Here is a 24,744-nt window from a genome sequence, read left to right as displayed (position 1 = left end):
TTTGTGCGGTTTGATGGCAGGTCGCCATGAATGGCGACCCTACAAAACCTGTAGGGTGCGCATGGATGCGCACCGCGATCTGTCGACAACCCTGGCCGGTGTGCGAGAGTCACAATACGCCGGTGGAGACGGCGTGGCGAGCAGCAAAGCGGCGTTGCAGCGATTTGCAGCAGGATTTACGAGCGGGTTCCAGAGAACAGAGAAGATATAAGCGGGGATGCGTGAATTTCACCGGCTGGCAATGACCAAATCGATGCGAAGACAGGCAAAAATCCTATCGATGCGCTAGCTGAGGCTGGCAACAATCTAACCAATACACCAGCGGAGACAGATAATAATCCAGTCAATGCGCCAGCGATTTTACTGGCTCTGTTTAAACTGCTGCATGGCTTCCAGTACATTGCTGGTGGCGAGCGACATCACCCATTCGCTGTTGCGAAACACGTCGTAATGGCCGGCGTTATAGCGAAACACATACAGCTCACCGCGGAAACGTAATCCTTTTGTTTTCACACCAATGTGATGCCGGCGCAGTGCTGCCTGTGAAAGTCTGTCAGTCGCGGTTCTCATCATCATTCTCCTGTCCAGCCTCTGGCGTCACTATCCCGGGGAAGAATAAGCAGCCAACCTTAGGATAACCTTAAGAACAGTGTAGCCTCTTGGTTAATGCATTGAAAAATAGCCACTTTAATTGCCCTGTATCGTAAAGCCGACCCATGATGTCTGACCCGATGCTGATTTCCGGCCCCGGCGCGCAATCTTCTACCAATCTTCAACATCACGTAAAAAAGTCAGCGTGCCGCTTTGCCATTTAATGTTCAGTTAAGTTTTCCCCCGTATTTTGGTTTCTTATAGCGATAAAACAGACCTGCTTAAGTTTTATTGCGCGCAGATGACAGCCGCCCTGCGAACACACTCGTTTAAGTAACGTTTAAACAAAAGGTTACAGCGTGTTTCATCAGGTTGTCATGAGCGGCAATAACGCTTGTTTTATTTTTCAGCATGTTTTCAGGCACAACAGTAAGGTTATCTTATGAGTTTCCTTCCGTTTTCGCGCCCGGCATTGGGTGAGGAAGAACTGGCCGCGGTGCAGGCGGTATTTGCATCGGGCTGGATTACCACCGGACCGCAGAATGCTGCGCTGGAGCAGGCGTTTTGCCAGCTCACCGGCAACCAGCACGCTATTGCCGTCAGCTCCGCCACAGCAGGCATGCACGTTACGTTGATGGCGCTGGGTATCCAGCCCGGCGACGAGGTGATCACCCCGTCGCTGACCTGGGTTTCCACGCTCAATATTATTACGCTGCTGGGCGCGACGCCGGTGATGATCGATGTGGATCGCGATAACCTGATGGTGAGCGCAGAACAGATCGAAGCGGCCATTACGCCGCGCACCCGCGCCATCGTGCCGGTTCACTATGCCGGTGCGCCGGCGGATATCGACGCCCTTCGCGCCGTCAGCGCGCGCCACAATATCCCGCTCATTGAAGATGCGGCCCACGCGGTAGGTTGCTACTACAAAGGCCGGCACGTCGGGCAGCAGGGCACCGCAATCTTTTCGCTGCACGCCATCAAAAACATCACCTGCGCCGAAGGCGGCATCGTGGTGACCGATGACGCGCAGCTGGCTGACCGCCTGCGCAGCCTGAAATTCCACGGCCTCGGCGTCGATGCCTACGATCGTCATACCCATGGCCGCAAACCGCAGGCCGAAGTGATCATGCCCGGTTTTAAATACAACCTGCCAGACATCAACGCCGCGATTGCGCTGGTGCAGCTGCAAAAGTTGCCGGCCATCAATGCACGTCGCCAGGCCATCGCCGCGCGCTATTTGCGCGAGCTGGCAGATACGCCGTTGCTGCCGCTGGTGCAGCCGGCGTGGCCGCATCAGCATGCGTGGCATCTGTTTATCATTCGCGTGGACGAAGCGCGCTGCGGTATCAGTCGCGATGCGCTGATGGAGCAGTTGAAAATCCATGACATCGGCACCGGTCTGCATTTCCGTGCCGCGCATACCCACAAGTATTACCGTGAACGCTATCCGCAGCTCTCGCTGCCGGCCACCGAATGGAACAGTGAACGTATCTGCTCGCTGCCCCTGTTCCCCGACATGCTCGATGACGATGTAACGCGTGTGATTGCTGCCTTACGCCACCTTGCGGGAGCCTGAGATGCTGGAAGAAAAACCGATTCGCAAAGTCTCCGTGGTGATCCCGGTGTACAACGAAGAACAGAGCCTGCCGGAGCTGGTGCGCCGCACCGACGCGGCCTGCCGCACGCTCGGCCTTGACTATGAAATCTTACTGGTGGATGACGGCAGCGCCGACCGCTCCGCGCAGATGATCGCCGATGCGGCGGATATGCCGGGCACTCACGTGGTCGGCGTGCTGCTGAATCGCAACTACGGACAACACTCGGCGATTATGGCCGGTTTCAGCCATGTTTCCGGTGATGTGATCATTACGCTGGATGCCGATCTGCAAAACCCGCCGGAAGAGATCCCTAATCTGGTCAAAGCTGCGCAGCAGGGCTACGACGTGGTCGGCACCGTGCGTCAGAACCGTCAGGACAGCTGGTTCCGTCGCCGCGCTTCACGCACCATCAACCACCTGATTCAGCGCGTGACCGGCAAAGCCATGGGCGATTATGGCTGCATGCTGCGCGCCTATCGCCGTCACATTGTCGATGCGATGCTCAACTGCCACGAACGCAGCACCTTTATCCCGATTCTGGCGAACACCTTCGCGCGCCGCACCATTGAACTGCCGGTTACGCATGCCGAGCGTGAGTTTGGCGACTCCAAATACAGCTTCATGAAGCTGATCAACCTGATGTATGACCTGGTAACCTGCCTGACCACCACGCCGCTGCGTCTGCTGAGTATTGTCGGCAGCTTAATCGCGCTGGCCGGTTTCGCCTTTTCTCTGATTCTGATTGTGCTGCGCCTGTTCCTCGGTGCCAGCTGGGCCGGTGACGGTGTGTTCATGCTGTTTGCCGTGCTGTTTATTTTTGTCGGCGCGCAGTTTGTCGGCATGGGCCTGCTGGGCGAATATATCGGTCGTATTTATAACGACGTACGCGCCCGTCCGCGCTACTTCATACAACGTGTTATCCATCCGCAACAAGATGCCCCGTCTGTACAGGAAATTAAGCAATGAAAACTATCGTCTTCGCCTATGCCGAAATGGGCTGTGCAGGCATCACTGCGCTGCTGAACGCAGGCTATGAAATCAGTGCCATCTTCACCCATGCGGACACCTCGCCGGAGAGCCATGCGTTTCCTTCGGTGGCACGCCTCGCGGCTGAGCAGGGCATTCCGGTTTATGCGCCGGAAGATGCTAACCATCCGCTGTGGGTGGATCGCATCCGCACCATGCAGCCGGACTTTATCTTCTCGTTTTACTATCGCGCACTGCTGAGCGATACCATTCTGAACTGCGCGCGGGTTGGCGCGTTTAACCTGCACGGTTCGCTGCTGCCGAAATACCGTGGTCGTGCGCCGCTTAACTGGGTGCTGGTCAACGGCGAGACGGAAACTGGCGTAACGCTGCACCGCATGGTGAAACGTGCCGATGCCGGCGACATTGTGGCGCAGCAGCGCGTGGCGATTGACCCGCAGGATAATGCGCTGACGCTGCACCGTAAGCTGGTGGCCTGCGCCGACCAGCTGCTGGAAGGCGCGCTGCCGCCGATGAAGCGCGGTGAGATTGCCGCCACGCCGCAGAACGATGCGGAAGCGACCATGGTCGGTCGCCGCACGCCGGAGGACGGCCGCATCAACTGGGAGCTGCCGGCGGCTAAAGTGAATAACCTGGTGCGTGCAGTCACCGATCCCTGGCCTGGTGCGTTTGCGTATGCCGGCACGGTGAAATTCGTGGTGTGGAAAGGGCGGGTTCACCAGGATGCGCCCAGTGCCAAACCGGGCACGGTGCTGTCAGTTGAGCCGTTCCTGATTGCCTGCGGCGAGGGCGCGCTCGAAGTGGTCACCGGGCAGAGCGACAACGGTGTTTACATGAACGGCAGCCAGCTGGCGCAGAGTCTGGGCATGGTGCCGGGTGCGCTGCTCTATTCGCAGCCGGTTGCAGCGGTGAAACGCCGCACGCGGGTGCTGATCCTCGGCGTAAACGGTTTTATCGGCAACCATCTCACCGAACGCCTGCTGCAGGATGATAATTTTGAGGTTTATGGCCTGGATATCGGTTCCGATGCCATCAGCCGCTTCCTGGATGAACCGCGCTTCCACTTCGTTGAAGGGGATATCAGCATCCACTCTGAATGGATTGAGTATCACATCAAGAAATGTGACGTGGTGCTGCCGCTGGTGGCGATCGCCACGCCGATCGAATATACCCGTAATCCGCTGCGCGTATTCGAGCTGGATTTCGAAGAGAACCTGAAAATTATTCGTGACTGCGTGAAGTATAAAAAGCGCATCATTTTCCCGTCGACCTCCGAAGTGTACGGTATGTGTACCGATCAGCATTTCGACGAGGATCACTCCAACCTGGTGGTCGGACCGATCAATAAACAGCGCTGGATCTATTCGGTATCAAAACAGCTGCTGGACCGGGTGCTGTGGGCCTATGGCGAAAAAGAGGGGCTGCGCTTTACGCTGTTCCGTCCGTTTAACTGGATGGGCCCGCGTCTTGATAACCTCAACGCCGCGCGTATCGGCAGTTCTCGCGCCATCACCCAGCTGATCCTTAATCTGGTGGAAGGCTCACCGATCAAGCTGATCGACGGCGGCGCGCAGAAGCGTTGTTTCACCGATATTCGCGACGGCATCGAAGCGCTGTTCCGCATTATCGAGAACAAGCACAACAACTGCGATGGCCAGATCGTTAACATTGGTAACCCGGAGAACGAAGCCAGTATTAAAGAGCTGGCGGAACACCTGCTGGCCAGCTTTGAGCGCCACCCGCTGCGCGATCGCTTCCCGCCGTTTGCCGGTTTCCGTGAGGTAGAGAGCTGCAGCTACTATGGCAAGGGCTATCAGGACGTGGAGCACCGCAAGCCGTCGATTAAAAACGCCCGGCGCCTGCTCGACTGGACGCCTACCGTGGCGATGGATACCACCATCGACAACACGCTGGACTTCTTCCTGCGCACCGTTGAGCTACAGGAAAAGCCATGAAGCGAGTGGGTTTGCGTGTTGATGTCGATACCTGGCGCGGCACGCAACTGGGCGTACCGGCGCTGCTGCAGCAGTTCAGCCTGCATCAGCTGCAGGCCAGCTTCTTCTTCAGCGTTGGGCCGGACAACATGGGGCGCCACCTGTGGCGCCTGATGAAGCCGCGCTTTCTGTGGAAAATGCTGCGTTCGCGCGCGGCCTCGCTGTACGGCTGGGATATTTTACTGGCCGGTACCGCCTGGCCGGGCCGCGAAATAGGCAAAGGGCTGGCTTCGATTATTCGCGCCACGGCAGATCATCATGAAGTGGGGTTACATGCCTGGGATCACTTTGCCTGGCAGACCTGGGCTGGCGTCTGGTCGCCACAGCAACTGAATGCGCAGATTGTGCGCGGTAAAGCGGCGCTGGAAGCCATTTTGGGTGACAGTGTCACCTGCTCCGCGGTGGCAGGCTGGCGCGCCGACAGCCGGGTACTGGATGCCAAGCAGCCGTTTGGCTTTCGCTATAACAGCGACTGTCGCGGCAGCGGGCCGTTCATTCCGCGCCTTAACGATGGCAGCCTCGGCACGGTGCAAATTCCGGTAACCCTGCCAACGTGGGATGAAGTGGTGGGCCAGCAGGTCAGCGCGGAAGGGTTTAACGACTTTATCCTCGCGCAGATGCATGCCGCCAGCGGTACGCCGGTCTATACCATTCACGCAGAGGTCGAAGGCATCGTCGGTTTGCCTGCTTTTGCCGATCTGCTGACGCGCGCGCAGCAGCAGGGCATCCGGTTTTGTCCACTGAGCGAGCTGCTGCCAGACGATCTCAGTACGCTGCCGCAGGGCCATGTGGTGCGCGGGCACATTGCCGGCCGGGAAGGCTGGCTGGGTTGCCAGAGTTAACATTTTACAGGACCCAAGTATGGAAACACCGATGCGCAGCCGCACCCGCATAGTGCTGCTGATAGCGCTTTTTGCTCTCTATTATCTGATCCCGGTGCCATTCCGTGATCTCTGGCAGCCGGATGAAACCCGCTATGCCGAAATCAGCCGCGAGATGCTGCTGAGCGGTAACTGGGTGGTGCCGCATTTTTATGATTTGCGCTACTTCGAGAAGCCGATTGCCGGTTACTGGATCAATAATTTTGGCCAGCTGATATTTGGGCATAATAACTTTGGCGTGCGCGCCGGTGCGATTATCTGTACCACGCTGAGTGCGCTGCTGATCTACTGGCTGGGCAAACGGATGTTCGCCAGCCGCAAAATAGCGCTCACCGCCAGCGTGATCTTTCTTACCTCGCTGCTGGTTTACGGCATCGGCACCTATGCTGTGCTCGATCCGATTCTGCTGTTGTGGCTGGTGGCGGCAATGTGCAGCTTTTGGTTTGCTGCGCAGGCGCACAGTACCTCACAGCGGCTGACGGGGTATGTGCTGCTCGGCGCGGCCTGTGCCATGGGCTTCATGACCAAAGGCTTTCTGGCGCTGGCGGTGCCGGTGCTGGCGATTGTGCCCTGGGTGCTCTGGCAGCGACGTTTTGGCGAACTGCTGCGCTGGGGCCCGCTTACTGTGCTGGTGGCGGCCGCGATCAGCGCGCCCTGGGCGCTGTCTATACAGCATCAGGAAGGCGATTTCTGGCACTACTTCTTCTGGGTCGAACATATTCAGCGCTTCGCGGAGAGCGATGCGCAGCATAAAGCGCCGTTCTGGTATTACCTGCCGGTGTTGGTGGCGGGCTGTTTACCGTGGCTCGGCCTGTTGCCGGGCGCGCTGAGCGGCGCATGGCGACAGCGTCAACCGCACGCTGCTGCGATCTATTTGCTCAGCTGGGTTGTACTGCCGCTGCTGTTCTTTAGCATTGCCAAAGGCAAACTGCCGACTTATATCCTGCCGTGCTTTGCGCCGCTGGCGTTGTTGATGGCGCATTATGCGCACGGTAACACCGCGCGCCTGAAGCAGGCGTTGGTGGTAAATGGCTGGATCAACCTGCTGTTTGGTCTGGGCGCCACGCTGCTGGTCGTGGTGGTGCTGGCACCATGGGGGCTGGCGCACCATCCGGTGTACGCGCGCGATGAGTTGCTGCGGGTAGTGTGCGCTGCGCTGGCATTTGCCGGCTGGGCGGTGATGGGCTGGTTAAGCCTGAAAACAGGCCGCTGGCAACTGGCTGCGCTTTGCCCGCTGGCATTGGCGCTGCTGGTCGGGTTGGCTATCCCGCAAAAGGTGCGTGATAGCAAACAGCCGCAGAGCTTCGTCAGCGCCGTTCGGCCTCAGCTGGCGCAGAGCCGCTATCTGGTGGTGGACAATTCCGGCATCGCTTCAGCGGTCGCATGGGAACTGCGCCGCAGCGATATCACTTTCTTCGATGAAAAAGGTGAGCTGGAGTACGGACTGGGTTATCCCGATGCAAAAACGCGCTACGTCGACGGGGAAGCCTTCGCCGACTGGCTGCGCCTGCATCGCCGACAGGGTCCGGTAGCGCTGGTGCTGCTGCTGAATTCTGACGAAAAGCAAGCGGATGCGCATCTGCCGGTGCCGGATGATGTGTATCAGCAGGGACGGCTGGTCTACTACGGCTATAACGCGACACCATGAATCTGCTGCTGATCCTGCTGGTAAGCCTGCTCAGTTGTGCCGCCCAGCTGTGTCAGAAACAGGCGGCCCACTGCGGCGGGCACCGCCTGTTCGGCTGGCTGGGGCTCAGCCTGCTGCTGCTGGGCACGGCGATGCTGCTGTGGCTGGTGGTGCTGCGCACCGTGCCGGTCAGCGTGGCTTACCCGATGCTGAGCCTGAATTTTGTGCTGGTGGCGGTGGCGGCGCGCGTCATCTGGCGTGAGACCTACACGCGGCGGCAGTGGCTGGGTACGCTGGCGATCGTTGCCGGGGTTGCGCTGATGGGGAGCCATCTGTGAAGGGCTGGCTGCTGGCGCTGGCCAGCGTGCTGCTGGTGTCGCTGGCGCAGCTGCTGCTGCGCACGGCGATGCTTGTGCTGCCACCGCTGGATACATGGACCGCGCTACCGTGGCAGCACGGCCTGATACCGTTAATCGGCGGACTGGCCGCCTACGGCTGCTCAATGCTGTGCTGGCTGCTGGCGCTGCGGCTGCTGCCGCTCAACCGGCTCTATCCGCTGCTCAGTCTGAGCTATGTGCTGGTGTGGCTGGCCGCCATTTCTCTGCCGGCCTTGCATGAAACCTTCCGCTGGAGCAGTCTCGCTGGCGTCGTATTGATTGTCTGCGGCCTGCTGTGCGTGGCGCTGCCGCGCCGTTAACCGTTAATGCTGCTGCCACGGGTGATATTCACCCTGGCGGCGGGCTGGCGCCGTTTCCGGCAGACGCAGCAGGCCGAACAATGAAATCACCCCCAGCACTGCAACATACAGCGCCAGACCATACCAGTGGCCGTGGGTCACCTGCAGAATCTTCACCGCCACCAGTCCGAGTACGCCGCTGCCGATCAGCGAACCGATCTGCCAGATCACCGCGATACCGCTGCAGCGAATGTGCGTGGGAAACAGTTCGGGGAACCATGACGCCTGTGGGGCATAACACATGCTGTGACCCAGCGTCAGCGCCACGATCATCGCCAGCTGCGTGAGCCAGTAGCTGTTGTGCGCCAGCGCGAGAAAAAATGGCACGATCGAGAGCATGATCAGCAGCGTGCCGATCAGGTAAACCGGCTTGCGACCGATGCGGTCGGAAAGGGCACCCATCAGCGGGATCGCCAGTACTTCGAGGATCACCGCGACGATCATACTGTTCATCAAAATGCCGGCATCAAGCTGATTAGCCTTACCCCAGGCAAGGATGATGACGGTAAACAGGGCGAAGGCGCAGGCTTCGATCAGTTTCGCTGCCACGCCGTTGACCACCAGCCGCGGATTACCACGCAGCACCTCTTTTAACGGCCTGGATTCTGCCGCTTTGGTTTCACGAATGGCGGCGAAGACCGGCGATTCATCAATGCGCAGGCGAATAAACAGGCCGACAATCACCAGCAGCGCGCTGAGCAGAAAAGGCACGCGCCAGCCCCAGTCCATCATCTGCTCCGCGCTCAGCGCGGCATTAAGCACAGCGAACAGCGCCAGCGGCAGCAGGAACCCGACCGGGGCGCCAATCTGCACCCAGCTGGCAAAGAAACCGCGCCGGGAAGGCTGCGCATATTCGGCCGTCATTAATACCGCGCCCGCCTGTTCGCCGCCGACGCCAAACCCCTGCAGCAAGCGGATGGCAATCAGTAATACCGGGGCCCAGACGCCAATTTTTTCGTAAGTTGGCAACAGGCCAATGCAGAACGTGCCAAGGCCCACGATCAGGATGGTCGCCACCAGCGCCTTTTTGCGTCCCACTTTGTCGCCGATGTGCCCAAACACCATGCCGCCAAAAGGACGTGCGAGGAAGCCAACCGCATAAGTGGCGAAGGCAGCGAGTGTGCTGACCAGCGGATCGTGGCTGGGAAAGAACAGATGGCCAAAGAACAGTACCGCTGCCGTACCGTAAGCGAAAAAGTCGTAATACTCTGCCGCCGTGCCTATCGCTGAGGCGCTGGCGACGCGGCGGATCAATGATTTAGGGTGAGCTTCAGCGGTATCAGATTGAGCAACAGTTGAAGAGGCCATGACAAATCCCGAAGAGGTTAAAGAGCGACTACCATACAAGAAGGCTTGTGCAGTTGTTGCGCGATTGATCACAAAGCGTGGCGACTCCCGGCGTAAAGGGGCCCATCTGCTGTGCTTCCATAACCACCTCGCCCAATCTTCATTCTCCTTTTTTCGGCTGATGTAAATCCATCAAAATAAACCAGTCAAAAGGCTTGAACTCACAATTTGAAAAGCAGGTTTCAAATATAAATTAACATGAAATAAAAATGCCGATAGCCTGGACGCGCTGCTTTGTTCTGATGCTTTTCCTAACGCATTTTTTACCAGGAGGTATTATGGAAAAAGAACTTTATCTCTCCACCAACCCCGCGTCCGGCCCCAACAGCACAACAAAAACCGAACCCTTCGTAAAAATCATCGCGCTGGTGGCGACACTCGGCGGGCTGCTGTTCGGTTACGATACCGGCGTGGTATCCGGTGCGCTGCTGTTCATGCGGAGTGATTTGCATCTCACGCCGTTCACTACCGGGCTGGTGACCAGTTCACTGTTGTTTGGCGCTGCCTTTGGCGCGCTGCTGGCAGGGCACTTCGCGGATGTCCTCGGGCGCCGCAAAATCATCATCACGCTGGCCTTTATTTTTGCCCTCGGCGCGGTCGGCTCTGCCTTCGCACCTGATGTGGTGACGATGATTGCGTCACGCCTGTTTCTTGGTATTGCCGTTGGCGGGGCGGCTGCCACTGTGCCGGTGTATATCGCGGAAATTGCCCCGGCGAATAAACGCGGTCAACTGGTGACGCTACAGGAGCTGATGATTGTCTCTGGCCAGCTGCTGGCCTATGTCTCCAATGCGACCTTCAATGAAATCTGGGGTGGCGAACACACCTGGCGCTGGATGCTGGCCATCTCCACCGTACCCGCCGTGCTGTTGTGGATCGGGATGATCTTTATGCCGGAAAGTCCACGCTGGCATGTCATGCGCGGCAACACCGCTGGCGCGCGCAGGGTGCTGGAGAAAACCCGGGCGGCGGAGGACGTAGAGTGGGAACTGGAGGAGATCGAAGAGACCATCGAAGAGCATCGCCAGCAAGGCAAAGGTCGCCTGCGTGACCTGCGCACGCCATGGTTGCGCAAAGTGTTTTTACTGGGAATTGGCATTGCCGCCATCCAGCAGCTGACCGGTGTGAATACCATCATGTACTACGCGCCAACCATGCTTACTGCCACCGGCCTGAGCAACGATGCGGCGTTGTTCGCCACCATCGCCAACGGCGTGATCTCGGTAATCATGACGCTGGTGGGGATCGTGATAATCGGTAAGGTTGGTCGTCGTCCGCTGGTGCTGATAGGGCAGATGGGCTGTACCGCCTGCCTGTTCTTTATCGCTACGGTGTGCCTGCTAATGCCAGAGTATCACGCCGGTGGTGCGGTTAATCTGCTGCGGGCCTACCTGGTACTGGCCGGAATGCTGATGTTTTTATGTTTTCAGCAGGGCGCGCTGTCACCGGTCACCTGGTTGCTGCTGTCGGAAATCTTCCCGGCGCGCATGCGCGGCATTTGCATGGGCGGTGCGGTTTTCGCCTTGTGGATTGCCAACTTCGCCATTTCCATGGCCTTCCCGCTGTTGCTGGCCGCCTTTGACCTGGCCGGGGCGTTTCTCACCTTCGCCGTGATCGGGATCGGCGGCGCCCTGTTCGTGCTGCGTGCTATCCCTGAAACCAAAGGGCGCAGCCTGGAACAGGTCGAACACTATTTCTATGAACTATATGACGGCAAAGGCTAAATGTGAGGGCGCTCAGGCTGATGTAAATCACTCAAAGAAGCCGCAGAGCGGGCAAAAAAGATAACTTACTATCAGGGCATGTCAGTACCTTGCAGCAAACAGAACTTTACCCAGTGATTATTATCCAGGAAAGATCATGACCTACAAAATAAGCAGTGACCGATTCTGTGTTAACCGTAAAATTGCCCCTCATCTCAGCATGGCGGAATTCTTCGCGCTGGTGGAACAGCTGGGATTAAATAAAGTTGAAATACGCAACGATATGAAAAGCGGCAGCGTGACCGACGGCGCAGGCGGTGAGGAGGTGCGTCGTCTGGCAGCGCAGCATCAGCTTGAGATCGAAACCATCAACGCGGTGTATCCCTTCAACCAGTTAGATGATGCGGTGCTGGAAAAAACGCGCGCGCTGTTAGCCGATGCGCGCGCCACCGGGGCGAAAGCGCTGGTGCTCTGTCCGCTCAATGATGGGACGCCGGTGAGTAATGAGCAAACCGTACAGGCACTGCAAACCCTGGCGCCGCTGTTTGCCGAATATGGTGTTGCCGGGCTGGTTGAACCACTCGGTTTTCCGCAGAGTTCACTGCGCTCCGCCGCGCTGGCGCAGCAGCTTATTGCTCAGGCCGGTGTGCCGTTTAACATCGTGCTGGATACCTTCCATCATCACCTGTACGAAGGCGCCGAACAGGATTTCGCCGGTGGTGTAGACGTGAATCACATCGGCCTGGTGCATCTCTCTGGCGTAACGGATGCGCGCCCGACTCATCAACTCACCGACGAAGAGCGCATCATGCTGAGCGCGGATGACCTGCTGAAATCCCGCGAGCAGGTGCAGCGCCTGGAAGAGATGGGCTATCGCGGTGTTTATGCTTTCGAGCCGTTTTCGTCGGTGATGGAGAGCTGGAGCGCTGAGGATATTGCGCGCGAAATCCGCAGCAGCATTGATTATCTCAACCACTAACCAATCCGGCATTTTGCTGAAGGAACCTCGCATGACACTCAATATTGGTGTAATCGGCACTGGCGCTATTGGCCGTGAACACATTCGTCGTTGCAGCCAGGTGCTGCAGCATGCGCGCGTGGTCGCGCTTAATGATATCAATCGCAACAACTGTGAGCAGGTGATTAACGAGCTCGGCTTGCAGGCGGAGATTTACGACAACGCGCACGATTTAATCGTCGCGCCGGAGGTGCAGGCCATTCTGGTTACCTCATGGGGCCCGACGCATGAAGAGTTTGTGCTGGCAGCCATCAAAGCCGGCAAAGCGGTATTCTGCGAGAAGCCACTGGCGGTGACCGCGCAGGGCTGTATGAATATCGTCGAAGCGGAAATTGCCGCGGGCAAAAAACTGGTGCAGGTGGGTTTTATGCGACCGTACGACAGCGGCTATCGCGCGCTGAAAGCGGTTATCGACGGCGGCACCCTGGGTGAGCCGCTAATGCTGCACTGCGCGCACCGCAATCCGGCGGTCGGCGATGCTTATACCACCGATATGGCGATCACCGATACGCTGATCCATGAACTCGACGTGCTGCGCTGGCTGCTGAACGATGATTATGTCAGTGCGCAGGTGATTTACCCACGCAAGACCCGCCACGCGTCATCGCACCTGAAGGATCCGCAGATTGTGCTGCTGGAAACCGCGAAGGGCATCCGCATTGATGTCGAGATCTTCGTGAACTGTGCCTATGGTTACGACATTCAGTGTGAGGTGGTTGGCGAGAGCGGCATTGCCCGCCTGCCTGAACCGATGTCGGTGCAAACCCGCCATGCGGCGCAGCTCTCCACCGGCATTCTGACCGACTGGAAAAAGCGTTTTATCGCTGCGTATGACGTTGAGCTGCAGGATTTCATTAACAACGTGCTGTCGGGCAAAATGACAGGCCCGTCGGCGTGGGACGGCTATGCCGCCGCCGTGGCGGCCGATGCCTGTGTTGCGGCACAGAACAACGGTGACATTGTCCCGATTACCATGCCGCCACGTCCGGCTTTTTATCGTTAATCCCGCCACATCGCGGCTGGCGCACCCTAACCGGTGCGCTTTTATGTGACATTGTCACCTGTTGACAGCTGTCTTCCCGTCAGTGACCGCCCGCGCCTCACATTTGTTAGCAATCCCGTGTATCATCGCCGCCTTTATGCTGTGCAAGGAAAAGTGTGATGACGGAGAGCGTAATGGCGCGCCGCCAGCCCTCGGTATGGTGGGGCGCCATGATCATCTGTGGGACGGTAGTGGGCGCCGGTATGTTTACGTTGCCGATCGTGATGGCCGGGGCGTGGTTTGGCTGGGCACTGCTGCTGCTGGGCATCAGCTGGGGCGCAATGCTGCTCTCCGGGCTGCTGTTTATGCGTGTCAGCCTGCATTATCCGCCAGGCGCGGGCTATGATACGCTGACGCGCGATTTGCTTGGGCGCGGCTGGGCCAGCATCAATGGCCTTAGCATCCTGTTTGTGCTGGGCATTCTCACCTACGCCTATATCTCAGCCAGCGGTCCGGTTTACCAGCACTCGCTGAATCAGCTTGGCGTGCCGCTCTCAACCGCCGGGGCCAAAATCGCGCTGACGTTGTGTGTCGCCGCCGTGGTATGGCTCGGCACCACCGGCGTCAGTCGTTTGATGACGTTCTGCGTGCTGGCAAAAATCCTGCTATTGATTTTGCTGTTCGGCGGGCTGTTAACCCAGGTGGATGTGCCCTCGCTGTTCGCTGCCGCCGCGCCGGGAGACAGCTACTGGCCTTACGCGCTGGGCGTGCTGCCGTTCTGTCTGGCCTCTTTTGGCTATCACGGTAACATCACCGGGCTGGTGAGTTATTATCAGCGCTGCGAGTCGCCGGTGACACGCGCGCTGGTGCTGGGCACGCTGATGTCGCTGGCGCTGTATCTGTTCTGGATTGTCTGCACCATGGGGAATTTGCCGCGCGCCGCGTTTCCTGACATCGTGCAGCAGGGTGGAGATATTGCCGCGCTGATGGCCGCGCTGCGCGATCATCTGCACGTGCGCGCGTTATCGCTGATGATGTCGGTGTTCTCACATTTCGCGGTGATAGCCTCGTTTCTCGGCGTGACGGCAGGCCTGTTTGATTTCATCGCCGACCGCCTCGGCTGGGGGCATTCCCCGCGCGCGCGGCTGCAAACTGCCTGCCTGACATTTTTGCCGCCGCTGCTCGCTTCGCTATGGTGGCCACATGGCTTCGTCGCCGCCATCGGTTTTGCCGGTCTGTTTGCCACGCTATGGGCGGTGATTATTCCGGCGCTGCTGGCGCGGCGTGCGCAACAGCGCTTCGCCGATCGGCCGCGTACGCCACTGGCGATTGGCCTGGTACTGCTTTTCGGCGCGCTGAATGTGCTGGCATGGACGCTGAGCTGGCTGGGTGTGTTACCGCAATTTGCTGCGGCCTGAGTGGCGAGAGCCGTGAGGTTCAGAGGTAAGGCTGCACACTATTCGTAGCGGCGCGATTTATCGCGCGAATCTGGCCACCGCGCCGTTGTATATTGTGCGATGAATTGCACCGCTTACGGTCACAGCACCAGCTCGTAGCGGCGCGATTTATCGCGCTAATCCATCCGCCGCAGCGTTGTAAATTGCGCAATGAATTGCGCCGCTACCCGGCGCTGGGGCTACGACTGGGTTGAATAATTCACTCTGCTCAAGTCAGCGATAAGACCCGGTCCGTTGGGCTGCCAGTTGAGCTGCTGACGCGTCCAGGCACCGCTGGCACGCAGATCCAGCCTGGCGAAAGCGGCGAACCAGCCGAAATGCTCCGCGGCCTGATCGGGTTTCAGCGAAACGGCAGGAATACCCAGGCCTGCTGCTACGGTTTCAGCAATCAGCCGTGAGGCAATACTTTCCTCTGCTACCGCATGATACCGTTTGCCGCGTTCGCCTTGCTCAAGCACTTTTACGTACAGCCCGGCCACGTCATCAACGTGTGCCGCACACCAGGCGTTTTCACCTCCGCCGATATAAGCTGCCGCGCCTTTCTCCCTGGCAAGAGCGATGTAATAGCTGATTAATCCCTGACGTTCGGTGTTGTGAACCTGAGGTAAACGCACCACACGTAGATCGATTCCCGATTCAAGGAGCTTAGTGCCTTCCAGCTCCGAGGCGACGCGTGGGTTAGGGTGTGCCGGGTTGAAATTCTGCTCAAGAGCGGGCTGGCCGCTGCCGTCATCACCCATTCCGGTACCAGAAGTGATGAGCAGCGGACGCTGACTGCCCTGCAACACAGAGCCAATCGCGCGAATAACGCGGCGGTCTTTTTCGCAATTTTCGACAAAACGGCTGAAATCATGATCGAAAGCGGTGTGGATCACCGCATCACATTGGTCAATGCCGGCAATCCACGCCTGGGGATCTTCCAGCGTACCGCGCTGGGCTGTGGCGCCCTTATCGTTTAACTGCTGAGCTGCTTCTTCTGAACGTACAAGACCGGTCACCTGATGGCCGCGAGCCAGCAGGTCCGATACAACGCGTGAGCCGATAAAGCCCGTCGCTCCCGTTACAAAAATACGCATAGCCTGTCTCCTGAGTGATTTAGTGCGACAGCGTAAGCGCGGATCTTTTACTATTAAAGTAGTGAGGTTATCAGGGTATAAACATTAACAGGGTGATTTATGACGCTGCTTTCTGAAAATCCGCTGGGTGAGTTTTTAAGGGCACGCCGTCTGGCAATTGACCCGGCTTCGTTTGGTTTTTTGCCCGGCCGCCGACGTACGCCGGGCCTGCGCCGCGAAGAGGTTGCCCAGCTCGCGAATATCAGCCCGACCTGGTACACCTGGCTTGAGCAGGGCCGCGGGGGAGCGCCCTCGCGTGAGGTACTGAACCGCATTGCTGCCGGGCTGCGGCTTACGTCTCCCGAGCGCGATCATCTGTTTATCCTCGCGTTTGGGCATCCACCAGAAAACCGGGTAAGTCGGTCCGATAGCATAACCCCACGGCTGCAACGCGTACTGGAAAGCCTGACGATTCCGGCGATTATTAAAACCGCCACCTGGGATGTGGTGGCATGGAATCACCCGGCGACGGTTGTGCTGAAGGATTATGGGCAACTCCCGCCCGCGCGGCGCAATATTCTGCGCCTGCTGTTTACCGATCAGGAAGCGCGGGGGATGCAAGACGACTGGGAGGGCGTGGCCCATCTCATCGTCAACGCCTTTCGGGCGGATGCCGCGCGCCTGGGGGCTTCAGAGGAAATTGATCGACTGGTTGAGGAGCTATCCGCTCAAAGTGCTGACTTCGCCCGCCTGTGGCGTAACAACGATGTGGCCGGGCATGGCGAAGGGTTTAAGGTGCTGCATCATCCGCAAATGGGAACGATTGCCCTGGAGTTCTCGACCTTTTCTGTTGAAGGCAGGCCGGATTTAACGATGATGCTCTTTAATCCGGCAACCGATGAAAGCAGAGCGAAAACAGAGCGCTGGATTTCGCAGAACTCAGCTCAGCGCGTAGTCTGAGTCAGACAGTTTTTAATGCGTCAGCCAGCACGCTATAGCAATCACACCAGCCGAAAAAACAGGCTTACCCTGTAATGGGCAGGAGCAACGGAATAGAGATTCTCCTGCCTGATTCAATCGCTTAACGAGGCAACTGTTCAACAAAACGTACTGGTATAAATATACCGTCCGCAGCGCCTTTTTTGCTTAGTTGCCGCGATAGGTGGAGTAGCCGTACTGGCTGAGCAGCAGTGGAATATGGTAGTGCTGCTCGGCATTATCCAGGTTGAACATCACCGGGATTTCCGGGAAAAAGGTCGGCTGGGCGTTTTTTTTGTAATAGTCACCGGTTTTAAAAATTACGCGGTAGATACCGGTCTGCGCCTTCTGGCCCGCCGGGTAAAGCGCCGGAATACGCCCCTGTTCGTTGGTGGTGCCCTGCGCCAGTTTCACCCACTCGTCACCTTGTTTCTTATCCAGCTCGACTTCAATACCTGCGGTCGGTACGCCGGTTTGCAGATTCAGCACATGCACGCTCAGGGGATTTTTCATCTCAGCGGCCAGGCCGCTCACGCTGAAAGCGCAGAGCGCGCCGCCCAGTAAATAATGCTGCAATTTCATCTCATTTTCCTTTTGGTTAATTGGCCGGGAAAGCATAAGACGAAAATAGTGCGGTCGCGCACAATGGGCTGAAATCTGTGAAATTTCCCAGAACAGAACCGGCAACCGGGCGGCTGCCGGTTAGGGAAATCACTGGTTGCTGTTCAGGGTGCCTTTCAGGCCGTGCGGTTCGGAACGCAGGTACTGAGGCGGCGCTTTGGCCTGCGCGCCCAGTTCGGCGGCGGCGTGCCATGGCCAGCGTGGGTCATACAGTACCGCGCGTGCCAGCGCGATCAAATCGGCATCCTGCTCCTGCAGCGCCTGCTCGGCCTGTTTAGGTTCGGTAATCAGCCCCACGCCAATCACCGGAATCGAGACCTGCTGGCGAATCTCGCGGGCGAACGGCAACTGATAACCAGGGCCCACGCTGATTTGCTGCTGCGGTGCCAGGCCCCCGCTGGAGACGTGAATGTAGGCGCAGCCTGCGGCTTCGAGCTGCTGGCTGAAAACAATCGATTGCTGATTATCCCAACCGCCCTCGATCCAGTCGGTGGCGGAAAGCCGCACGCCAACCGGGATTTCCGCCGGCAGCACAGCGCGCAGCGCCTTGAACACCTCAAGCGGAAAACGCAGACGGTTCTCTAATGAGCCGCCATATTCATCGTCACGCTGGTTGCTTAGCGGCGACAGAAACTGGTGCAGCAAATAGCCGTGCGCAGCATGCAGTTCGACCAGCTGAATGCCGATGCGTACCGCGCGCAGGGCGCTATCGACAAAGGCCTGTTTCAGCTTTGCCAGATCCTGTTTGCTGAGTGCGGCCGGCGGACGCTCATCCTGTCCAAACGGCTGTGCAGACGGCGCGACGGTCTGCCAGCCGCCGTGTTCCTCAGAGAGCTGCGCACCGCCTTGCCATGGCGCAGCACAGGACGCTTTGCGCCCGGCGTGACCCAACTGAATGCCAATCGGCAGGGTAGCGTAGCGCCGCACGTCCTGCAGCACGCTGGCCAGCGCGGCTTCTGTCGCGTCGTCCCACAACCCCAGGTCGCCCGGCGTGATACGGCCAATGGCTTCCACTGCCGTCGCCTCGATAATCAGCAGTCCCGCGCCAGAGAGCGCCAGCTGGCCGAGATGAATGCGGTGCCAGGCCGTTGCCTGACCTTCTTCCGCTGAGTATTGGCACATTGGTGCAATCACAATGCGATTTTCCAGCGACAACTCGCCAAGCTGCGTCGCGCTAAACAGTAAACTCATGCATACCTCATATCCGCACGTTAATGACTCACTACAGCATAGGAGCTGCAGCCGGATTTGCAGCAATGCCAGATGTAAGCGGCAATGACACACATTAATTACAACATACTTTTAGTGATTGATGTAATGGCGCCGGGTTCGGCTAACGTGCCGGTAAGGCTGACTAGCGCCCTTTATTCAAACCAGGGGCTGAGGTTTAACAGAACGCAAGCTAACGCTAAGGGATTCTGGACAGGCGTAAACCTGGCGGTTCAAAATAACTCCTCATGTTAAAGAGGGATCTGATTAAGTATTATCGAATTATTGGCTAATCAAAGGAACTGTGAAATGGATGAAGCACTACTCGCAATGATGCGTTCAAATGGGCGCAACAGGGCCTGGGCAGAATCGATGGTCAATCTTGAAGCCCGTAAGCTGATTGAAACGGCTAACCGTGAAGCCGGGTTTCACATCAGGGATGGACTTACACGACTCCAGTTTGTGCAGGAAATAAGGGATGTGATTGAAGAGCAGTTCTCGATTGCCCGGCGCGCAAAGTCTGATGAAGAGTGCATGGCCTGCGTAAAAAATCTCAGGGCAGAGACCGAAAATCTTGCAGAGCAGGGGCAAATGCTGCGCAGGAATACTGCGAAACTTTACGCCAAAGTGGAGTTCGTCCGGGAAAATAACAAAATTGTCGGTTATGTGATTTCTGCTGTGAATGTAGTGCTTTCGGGTGCAGAAATAGCTTTAGGAACAACGCTACTGGCTAGCGCTAATCCATTGGGTGTGCTGGCTGGCGCAATACTCGTTGTGGATGGATTCAATGGCCTTAGTAAAGAATTTAGCCATCAGATACTTCATGATCCTTCATCTGAAGGGTTCGCTGCCAATGCTGCTATGTCTGCGGCTGAATTTATGGGTTTTAGTTCTAAAAGTGGATTAGGCGTATATAAATCAATCTCACTTATTGCTAACGCTTACAGCATTTTAGGCTTAATAAGAAAGCCTGGAGCATGGAGGCTATTTCGCTATATGCCCATCGATTATTACAGGAAAGTCAGTACGTTAAGTCGGCCAAAACTAACCATGAAAATTGTTGGATACGGCGTGAAGGCCAAAGTTATTTTTGATCTGATGACAATTACAGATCGCCCTTAATCCCGGAAGCATGTTTTTTATACCGCCAGGCTTTAAAAGCGAGTTTGGCGGGCGTTAAATACCAGATAAAAGGTAACCCTACAATTAACGCAAAAGCCAGAGAGAGTGTGTTATTTTTTGTAGATAAAAAAGATGTAAAAATCAGGATTAAAAAAGCAATAATAGTTATCCACTTAGCTACATTGAATCGTTTTGCTAAATCCTGAACCACTTCATCAAGAGTTCCCCCGAAATTTTCCACATTGCTTTTGATTTTCTGGAGATCTTTATGACTGAAGCCGGACTCCAGCAGTGATTCTTCGCTAATTTTCATGGATTTCATCCTTAAAATTCACCATAACATCACCAGTGAGTTTACCCGAAAACAGGCGATAAATCGCCATCTGTGAATCATGTTTCGATGTTAGTTAATTTAACTTTGAAACAGCAGCTTACGTCATTAGTCTGACTTGCTGGTTACCTGTAATCGATTTACCAGAGAAACAGCACGAAACCGGCAGCGATGACCGGCGGCAGCAACACGAACGGCAGTACGGACAATTCTTCACTGAACGCATAGCCGGCTTTGTTGATACCTGTCCACATGTTGATGAATGCGATTATCACCCAGACGGCGATGAAACTTTTCGTGGTTAACTCACTGGGAAAGGGCCCTAAATGCCAGAGCCATCCAAATGCCAGGAAGATGCCAAATAGCGCAAAGCCACAGATAAGGATGACAACGGTGTGCATTTCCGGCGCTCCTGTTTGCATGGTAAAGCGACCGGCGAGCGATCCCGCCGGTCACGGCTGTTACCCTTCACACGACGGTGCTTTCGCTGGCGTCAGAAGATCGGACAATCCAACCCGATGTAGCATTTCGGCGCGCAAACGGTCGATGACCGCAAAGCCAATATTCGCGCCGTCTTCGGACGGATCGTTATGCACACGAAATGGACGTGTACCAAACGGCATACCGACAACATCGGTTATCTGTGCTGCAACGCGCGCGGGATCGGCATCCTCCGGCACTATCCCCGCAAAGGCCTTTTGCACAACATCGCCGAATCCGGCATAAGGACCTGCTTCATACTCCGCGACACGCCCGGTGTCGGCAGGACTTCCTGAATGGGCAAAATGGTTCGTCCCTTTGGTAAAGGCTCCCGGCACGATGATTGTCGTCTCAATGCCGAATCGGCTGAGCTCGCGCGCATACTGAACGGCAAGCGTATCCATCGCCGCTTTGGCGGCAAAATAAGGGGCCAGATAGGGCGGTGTGCCGCCGGTCACGCTGGAACTGGAAATCCAGACCAGCAGGCCTTCACGGCGGGAGCGCATATGCGGCAGTATGGCCCGGTTAACGCGCTGCGTTCCCAGCACGTTAACGTCATATTGCTGGGCGCACTGCTCTGGCGTGAAGGCTTCGGCCGGGCCGAACATCATGTGGCCAGCATTGTGTACCACCACATCAAGCTTCCCGGCGGCGGATATTACCGTTTCAATGGCAGCATCAACCGATATGTCGCACTGAACATCAAGTTCCAGCGGCCGCAGGTCCATTCCTTCCCGCGTGGAGAGTTCGCTTAACTGGCGGACATTTGAGGCATTACGGCCCGCAATATCCCGCATCGATGCATAAACGGTATGGCCAGCACGAGCCAGCGCTTCGGCAGTCAGGCGACCGAAGCCGCTTGACGATCCGGTCACCAGGATAATCTTCTGAGACATAACAGTACTCCTTTGACTAATTCTGCAGTTTGCGGCTCAGACCATTCCGCCATTGGCGCGCAGGATCTGTCCGTTCATCCAGCTGCCCTGTGGTCCGGCGAGGAAAGAAACGACATTAGCGATATCCTCAGGCGTGCCGAGGCGTTCCAGCGGATTCATTTTGGACATGCGCGCGATCAGTTCATCGCTTTTCCCGTTGAGGAAGAGGTCGGTCGCAGTCGGACCGGGCGCGACGGCATTGACGGTGATGCTGCGTCCGCGCATCTCTTTGGACATGATGGTTGTCAGTGTTTCGACGGCCGCCTTGGTCGCGGCATAGACGCCATAATTCTCAAGCTTAAGCCCGACAACCGACGTGGAGAAGTTGATGATGCGCCCGCCAGAACGCAGGCGGTTTGCCACTTCGCGCAGGGTGTTAAACGTCCCCTTCAGATTGATGTCAATCTGCTTGGTAAAACTCTGATCGTCGGCGCTGGCCAGCGGAGACAGCATCATTACGCCGGCATTATTGACGAGCACATCAATACCACCAAACGCAGATTCGGCTAAATCGAACATGCGTTTGACCTGGCTGGCATCAGCAACGTCCGCCTGCGCGGTGATGGCTCTGCCACCGGCGGCTTCGATCTCCTCAACCACGGCGGCAGCGGCCTCTGCGTTGCCGGCATAGTTCACCACGATGGCAAAGCCGTCCGCAGCAAGCTGCCTGGCAATTGCGGCACCAATTCCGCGGGATGCACCGGTTACGATTGCAACTTTCTCTGAAACAGACATAGATATTCTCCGATTTTCGCGCGGTATCGCGCCTGAACACGGAGAAAATCTAGCACTGTATCCTTTCCGGATAATCAGTCATTATCTGGTATCAGAATCCGATTATGACGAACAATATCATGGACAGAATTGATACGATGCGCGTTTTCACGCGTGTGGTAGCGCGCCGCAGCTTCAAAAGGGCGGCGGAAGATCTCGGCCTGCCACGCTCGACCGTAACGGACGCGATTAAGCAACTTGAGTCGCGCCTCGGGATTAAGCTGCTGGAACGCACCACGCGTCACGTCAGCCCGACGCTGGACGGTGAAGCCTATTACAAGCGCTGCGTTTCTATACTGGACGATATCGAGGATGCCGAGGGCGCGTTTGCCGGCGCCCGGCCGAAGGGATTGCTGCGTGTCGATGTTCATGGCACGCTGGCAAGACATTTTGTTCTGCCGCACCTACCTTGTTTCCTCGAAGCTTATCCTGATATCGAAATCTATCTGAGCGAGGGTGATCGGCTGGTCGATCTGGTGCGTGAGGGAATTGATTGTGTCCTGCGTGTCGGAACGCCGCAGGACAGCGATATGATCGCACGCTGCGTCGCCACGCTGGAAGAGGTCACGGTCGCTTCGCCCGGTTACGTCTCCCGGTTCGGACTTCCGTCGGATCCGGATGAACTGCATTTCGGCCACAGGATGATCGGATTTCGCACCACGGGCAGTAGCGGCATACTCCCGCTGGAATTCAGGGTGGACGGCAAGCGCATCACCACGACGATCAAAACTTCAATTACCGTTAATGCGGCTGATACCTTTGTATCCGTGGCGCGCATGGGTCTCGGCATCATTCAGGTGCCGCGTTATCACGTGGAAGATGATCTGAAGACGGGGGCGCTCGTCGAATTGCTCAAAGCCTTTCCACCTGAACCGTCTCCCGTCTCTGTCCTGTATCCGCGTAACCGACAGCTTTCACCCAGAGTCAGGGTCTTCATCGAATGGCTAAAAGAACTCTTCCTGCAGCACAACGTGGATAGCAATGCCGGCAAGTAATCTGTGTGAAAATCGAAAACGGTGCAGAGACGGCTGGCGCCGTCACAGATTACATAGATATTGATAGAGCTCCGCGTCCCGCTGATCTGGCGTAAAGCGCGGGCAGCTGTGGCACTGCTGGCTCAGCGTGCGGTAGTGCTGCAGTAAACCAAGTTCACGCAGCATGCGCAGCCAGCCCATCGGGCCATAACACTGCTGCTCATAAATTTTGTCGCGGATACTTTTCACGTCCACGCGCAGCAGCGTGGCGTTGAGATCACTGTAATCCGGGTGCTTTTTGGTGCCGCCGACCTGTTTGAACAGGAAATTGCGCTCGTAAAACGCAGCAACCTTCTCTTTGACCTGAATAAAGATGTCATCCACCTGTTCAATGAAAATGGTGTAGATCATGATTTTCAGGTACAGCATAAACACAATATTTTCACTGTCTGCCTGATAGCGTACCGACAGCGTGCCAAGCTCTACCACTTTGCGCTTTTCCAGCTGCAGGGCGGCCATCTCTTCACGAAAAAGTTTGCTGCACGGCAAACGGTTATTGTGATTGGCGATGACGCTTAGCGTGCCGAGGATATCCTGGCCTTTGCGGGCGAGAAACAGCGTGCTTTCCGGATTCAGCAGCCCTTCGTTATAGAGAAAAATTGAGTGTTTTTCCTTAACGATTCCACTGCGCCGGTACTGTTCATTAGTCACCTCCATCCCTTTAAGGAAGTCAATCAATCCGCTTGCCGGTGTAATGCTGATGCGCTGATCGATACCATTAAGTATCCTGCACATTCTGTGGGTTCTTTTTGTCAGTACGCCATCAGAGATAGCGCTGCTAATCACTGATTTCCTTGTTAAATGCACTGTAATCCTCAACCAGTCCACATTAAATTTTCGCTAATATAATAAATATAATTTAATGAATAAATAAATTTTTGCTGCAAATTTAGATCTTCAGAAAAGCGTGGCGGCAGGGGGTAAGGCGCGTTACAGGGGAGAAAATACCGGCGGTAACAACCGGAACGACAGCAGGGTTAATGATTAGCGTGATTTAATATTCGTGGCGGGACCAGCAGCATGGCGCTGGCTGATTTCAACGCCTCGTCGCGACAAAGGATTTTAACTGGTCAATAAACGCTCTCAGCGAGGCCGACATATGGGGATTGTTAACGTAATAGAGATTAAGACCTGAAAACACTGCAGACCACTCGCCCAGTACCTGCCTGAGTTCGCCGCGTTCAATCCAGGGTTGGGCGAACTGATCGCTGGCGATTTATGCAGCATTCACCCGTCGTCCAGCGGCCATCGCCACGCATGACATCATTACCGCCTTTAATC

24 protein-coding genes are annotated in these 24,744 nt (G+C 56.6%); 14 read left to right on the top strand and 10 right to left on the bottom strand.

Going from position 1 to position 24,744, the window contains the following annotated elements; all coding sequences use genetic code 11:
- Positions 1-360: 360 nt before the first annotated feature.
- A complete protein-coding gene (locus C1Y42_RS09670; protein WP_227746467.1) occupies positions 361-576 on the bottom strand; it encodes a hypothetical protein in 216 nt (71 codons plus the stop codon).
- A 457-nt stretch (positions 577-1,033) separates the two neighbouring features.
- Between C1Y42_RS09670 and arnB the strand changes: the two genes are divergently transcribed.
- From arnB to arnF, 7 genes are read left to right on the top strand one after another with little or no spacing between them, the layout of a single operon-like run.
- Complete coding sequence (gene arnB / locus C1Y42_RS09665; protein ID WP_104093300.1) at positions 1,034-2,170, top strand: UDP-4-amino-4-deoxy-L-arabinose aminotransferase; 1,137 nt, start codon at positions 1,034-1,036, stop codon at positions 2,168-2,170.
- Position 2,171: 1 nt separating this feature from the next.
- Positions 2,172-3,158: an undecaprenyl-phosphate 4-deoxy-4-formamido-L-arabinose transferase gene (arnC, locus tag C1Y42_RS09660; protein WP_104093299.1), complete on the top strand. Its 987-nt coding sequence runs from the start codon at positions 2,172-2,174 to the stop codon at positions 3,156-3,158.
- Complete coding sequence (gene arnA, locus C1Y42_RS09655) at positions 3,155-5,134, top strand: bifunctional UDP-4-amino-4-deoxy-L-arabinose formyltransferase/UDP-glucuronic acid oxidase ArnA (protein ID WP_104093298.1); 1,980 nt, start codon at positions 3,155-3,157, stop codon at positions 5,132-5,134. The genes arnC and arnA overlap by 4 nt, the downstream gene beginning before the upstream one ends.
- A complete protein-coding gene (gene arnD, locus C1Y42_RS09650) occupies positions 5,131-6,015 on the top strand; it encodes a 4-deoxy-4-formamido-L-arabinose-phosphoundecaprenol deformylase (protein WP_058781503.1) in 885 nt (294 codons plus the stop codon). The genes arnA and arnD overlap by 4 nt, the downstream gene beginning before the upstream one ends.
- A 31-nt stretch (positions 6,016-6,046) precedes the next feature.
- Positions 6,047-7,702: a lipid IV(A) 4-amino-4-deoxy-L-arabinosyltransferase gene (gene arnT / locus C1Y42_RS09645; RefSeq protein WP_058776390.1), complete on the top strand. Its 1,656-nt coding sequence runs from the start codon at positions 6,047-6,049 to the stop codon at positions 7,700-7,702.
- A complete protein-coding gene (arnE, locus tag C1Y42_RS09640; RefSeq protein ID WP_088517260.1) occupies positions 7,699-8,019 on the top strand; it encodes a 4-amino-4-deoxy-L-arabinose-phosphoundecaprenol flippase subunit ArnE in 321 nt (106 codons plus the stop codon). The genes arnT and arnE overlap by 4 nt, the downstream gene beginning before the upstream one ends.
- Positions 8,016-8,378 (top strand): 4-amino-4-deoxy-L-arabinose-phosphoundecaprenol flippase subunit ArnF, encoded by a 363-nt coding sequence (gene arnF, locus C1Y42_RS09635; protein ID WP_104093297.1) that lies wholly within the window; start codon positions 8,016-8,018, stop codon positions 8,376-8,378. Before arnE ends, arnF begins: the two co-directional genes overlap by 4 nt.
- Before the next feature lie 3 nt (positions 8,379-8,381).
- On the opposite strand, the gene C1Y42_RS09630 is transcribed toward arnF, so the two are convergent.
- Entirely contained in the window at positions 8,382-9,725 is a 1,344-nt protein-coding gene (locus C1Y42_RS09630) for an MFS transporter (RefSeq protein ID WP_104093296.1), read from the bottom strand.
- 317 nt (positions 9,726-10,042) lie between these two features.
- On the opposite strand from C1Y42_RS09630, the gene C1Y42_RS09625 reads away from it, so the two are divergent.
- The 4 genes from C1Y42_RS09625 (at position 10,043) to C1Y42_RS09610 (ending at position 14,885) form a co-directional block, all read left to right on the top strand.
- Positions 10,043-11,488, top strand: coding sequence for a sugar porter family MFS transporter (locus C1Y42_RS09625; protein WP_104093295.1), 1,446 nt, complete (start codon positions 10,043-10,045; stop codon positions 11,486-11,488).
- Between the two features lie 136 nt (positions 11,489-11,624).
- A complete protein-coding gene (locus C1Y42_RS09620) occupies positions 11,625-12,446 on the top strand; it encodes a TIM barrel protein (RefSeq protein WP_058781498.1) in 822 nt (273 codons plus the stop codon).
- Positions 12,447-12,477: 31 nt separating this feature from the next.
- Positions 12,478-13,488 (top strand): Gfo/Idh/MocA family protein, encoded by a 1,011-nt coding sequence (locus C1Y42_RS09615; protein ID WP_104093294.1) that lies wholly within the window; start codon positions 12,478-12,480, stop codon positions 13,486-13,488.
- Between the two features lie 158 nt (positions 13,489-13,646).
- A complete protein-coding gene (locus tag C1Y42_RS09610; protein ID WP_059012441.1) occupies positions 13,647-14,885 on the top strand; it encodes an aromatic amino acid transporter in 1,239 nt (412 codons plus the stop codon).
- A 218-nt stretch (positions 14,886-15,103) separates the two neighbouring features.
- Here the strand turns inward: C1Y42_RS09610 and C1Y42_RS09605 are convergent, their stop codons facing one another.
- Positions 15,104-16,000 (bottom strand): SDR family oxidoreductase, encoded by an 897-nt coding sequence (locus C1Y42_RS09605; RefSeq protein ID WP_104093293.1) that lies wholly within the window; start codon positions 15,998-16,000, stop codon positions 15,104-15,106.
- Between the two features lie 99 nt (positions 16,001-16,099).
- On the opposite strand from C1Y42_RS09605, the gene C1Y42_RS09600 reads away from it, so the two are divergent.
- Positions 16,100-16,939 carry a helix-turn-helix transcriptional regulator gene (locus tag C1Y42_RS09600; protein WP_104093292.1) on the top strand — a complete coding sequence of 280 codons (840 nt, stop codon included), beginning with the start codon at positions 16,100-16,102 and terminating at the stop codon, positions 16,937-16,939.
- Between the two features lie 186 nt (positions 16,940-17,125).
- Here the strand turns inward: C1Y42_RS09600 and uraH are convergent, their stop codons facing one another.
- Both uraH and C1Y42_RS09590 read right to left on the bottom strand, forming a co-directional pair.
- Positions 17,126-17,539: a hydroxyisourate hydrolase gene (uraH, locus tag C1Y42_RS09595; protein ID WP_104093291.1), complete on the bottom strand. Its 414-nt coding sequence runs from the start codon at positions 17,537-17,539 to the stop codon at positions 17,126-17,128.
- Positions 17,540-17,668: 129 nt separating this feature from the next.
- Positions 17,669-18,769: an NADH:flavin oxidoreductase/NADH oxidase gene (locus tag C1Y42_RS09590; RefSeq protein WP_104093290.1), complete on the bottom strand. Its 1,101-nt coding sequence runs from the start codon at positions 18,767-18,769 to the stop codon at positions 17,669-17,671.
- A gap of 327 nt (positions 18,770-19,096) precedes the next feature.
- Here C1Y42_RS09590 and C1Y42_RS09585 point away from each other — a divergent pair, with 327 nt between their 5' ends.
- Positions 19,097-19,909, top strand: a complete 813-nt coding sequence (locus tag C1Y42_RS09585; RefSeq protein ID WP_104093289.1) for a DUF4225 domain-containing protein — start codon at positions 19,097-19,099, stop codon at positions 19,907-19,909.
- Here C1Y42_RS09585 and C1Y42_RS09580 read toward each other — a convergent pair.
- The 4 genes from C1Y42_RS09580 to C1Y42_RS09565 form a co-directional block, all read right to left on the bottom strand.
- Positions 19,893-20,222, bottom strand: a complete 330-nt coding sequence (locus C1Y42_RS09580; protein WP_104093288.1) for a hypothetical protein — start codon at positions 20,220-20,222, stop codon at positions 19,893-19,895. The two genes, C1Y42_RS09585 and C1Y42_RS09580, sit on opposite strands and share 17 nt — an antisense overlap.
- Before the next feature lie 158 nt (positions 20,223-20,380).
- A complete protein-coding gene (locus tag C1Y42_RS09575) occupies positions 20,381-20,641 on the bottom strand; it encodes a hypothetical protein (RefSeq protein WP_058770190.1) in 261 nt (86 codons plus the stop codon).
- A gap of 60 nt (positions 20,642-20,701) precedes the next feature.
- The gene (locus C1Y42_RS09570; RefSeq protein WP_104093287.1) at positions 20,702-21,616 is read right to left on the bottom strand and encodes an SDR family oxidoreductase; all 915 of its coding nucleotides are present in this window, start codon (positions 21,614-21,616) and stop codon (positions 20,702-20,704) included.
- A 36-nt stretch (positions 21,617-21,652) separates the two neighbouring features.
- Positions 21,653-22,390: an SDR family oxidoreductase gene (locus C1Y42_RS09565; protein ID WP_104093286.1), complete on the bottom strand. Its 738-nt coding sequence runs from the start codon at positions 22,388-22,390 to the stop codon at positions 21,653-21,655.
- 119 nt (positions 22,391-22,509) lie between these two features.
- On the opposite strand from C1Y42_RS09565, the gene C1Y42_RS09560 reads away from it, so the two are divergent.
- Complete coding sequence (locus tag C1Y42_RS09560; protein WP_104093623.1) at positions 22,510-23,424, top strand: LysR family transcriptional regulator; 915 nt, start codon at positions 22,510-22,512, stop codon at positions 23,422-23,424.
- 42 nt (positions 23,425-23,466) lie between these two features.
- On the opposite strand, the gene C1Y42_RS09555 is transcribed toward C1Y42_RS09560, so the two are convergent.
- A complete protein-coding gene (locus C1Y42_RS09555) occupies positions 23,467-24,198 on the bottom strand; it encodes a hypothetical protein (RefSeq protein WP_158251398.1) in 732 nt (243 codons plus the stop codon).
- Positions 24,199-24,744: the final 546 nt, after the last annotated feature.

Source organism: Pantoea sp. ICBG 985, assembly GCF_002928365.1.
Lineage (GTDB): Bacteria > Pseudomonadota > Gammaproteobacteria > Enterobacterales > Enterobacteriaceae > Pantoea > Pantoea dispersa.
The sequence above is the reverse complement of the archived record's forward strand: the minus strand, read 5'-3'. Positions and strand labels throughout refer to the sequence as shown.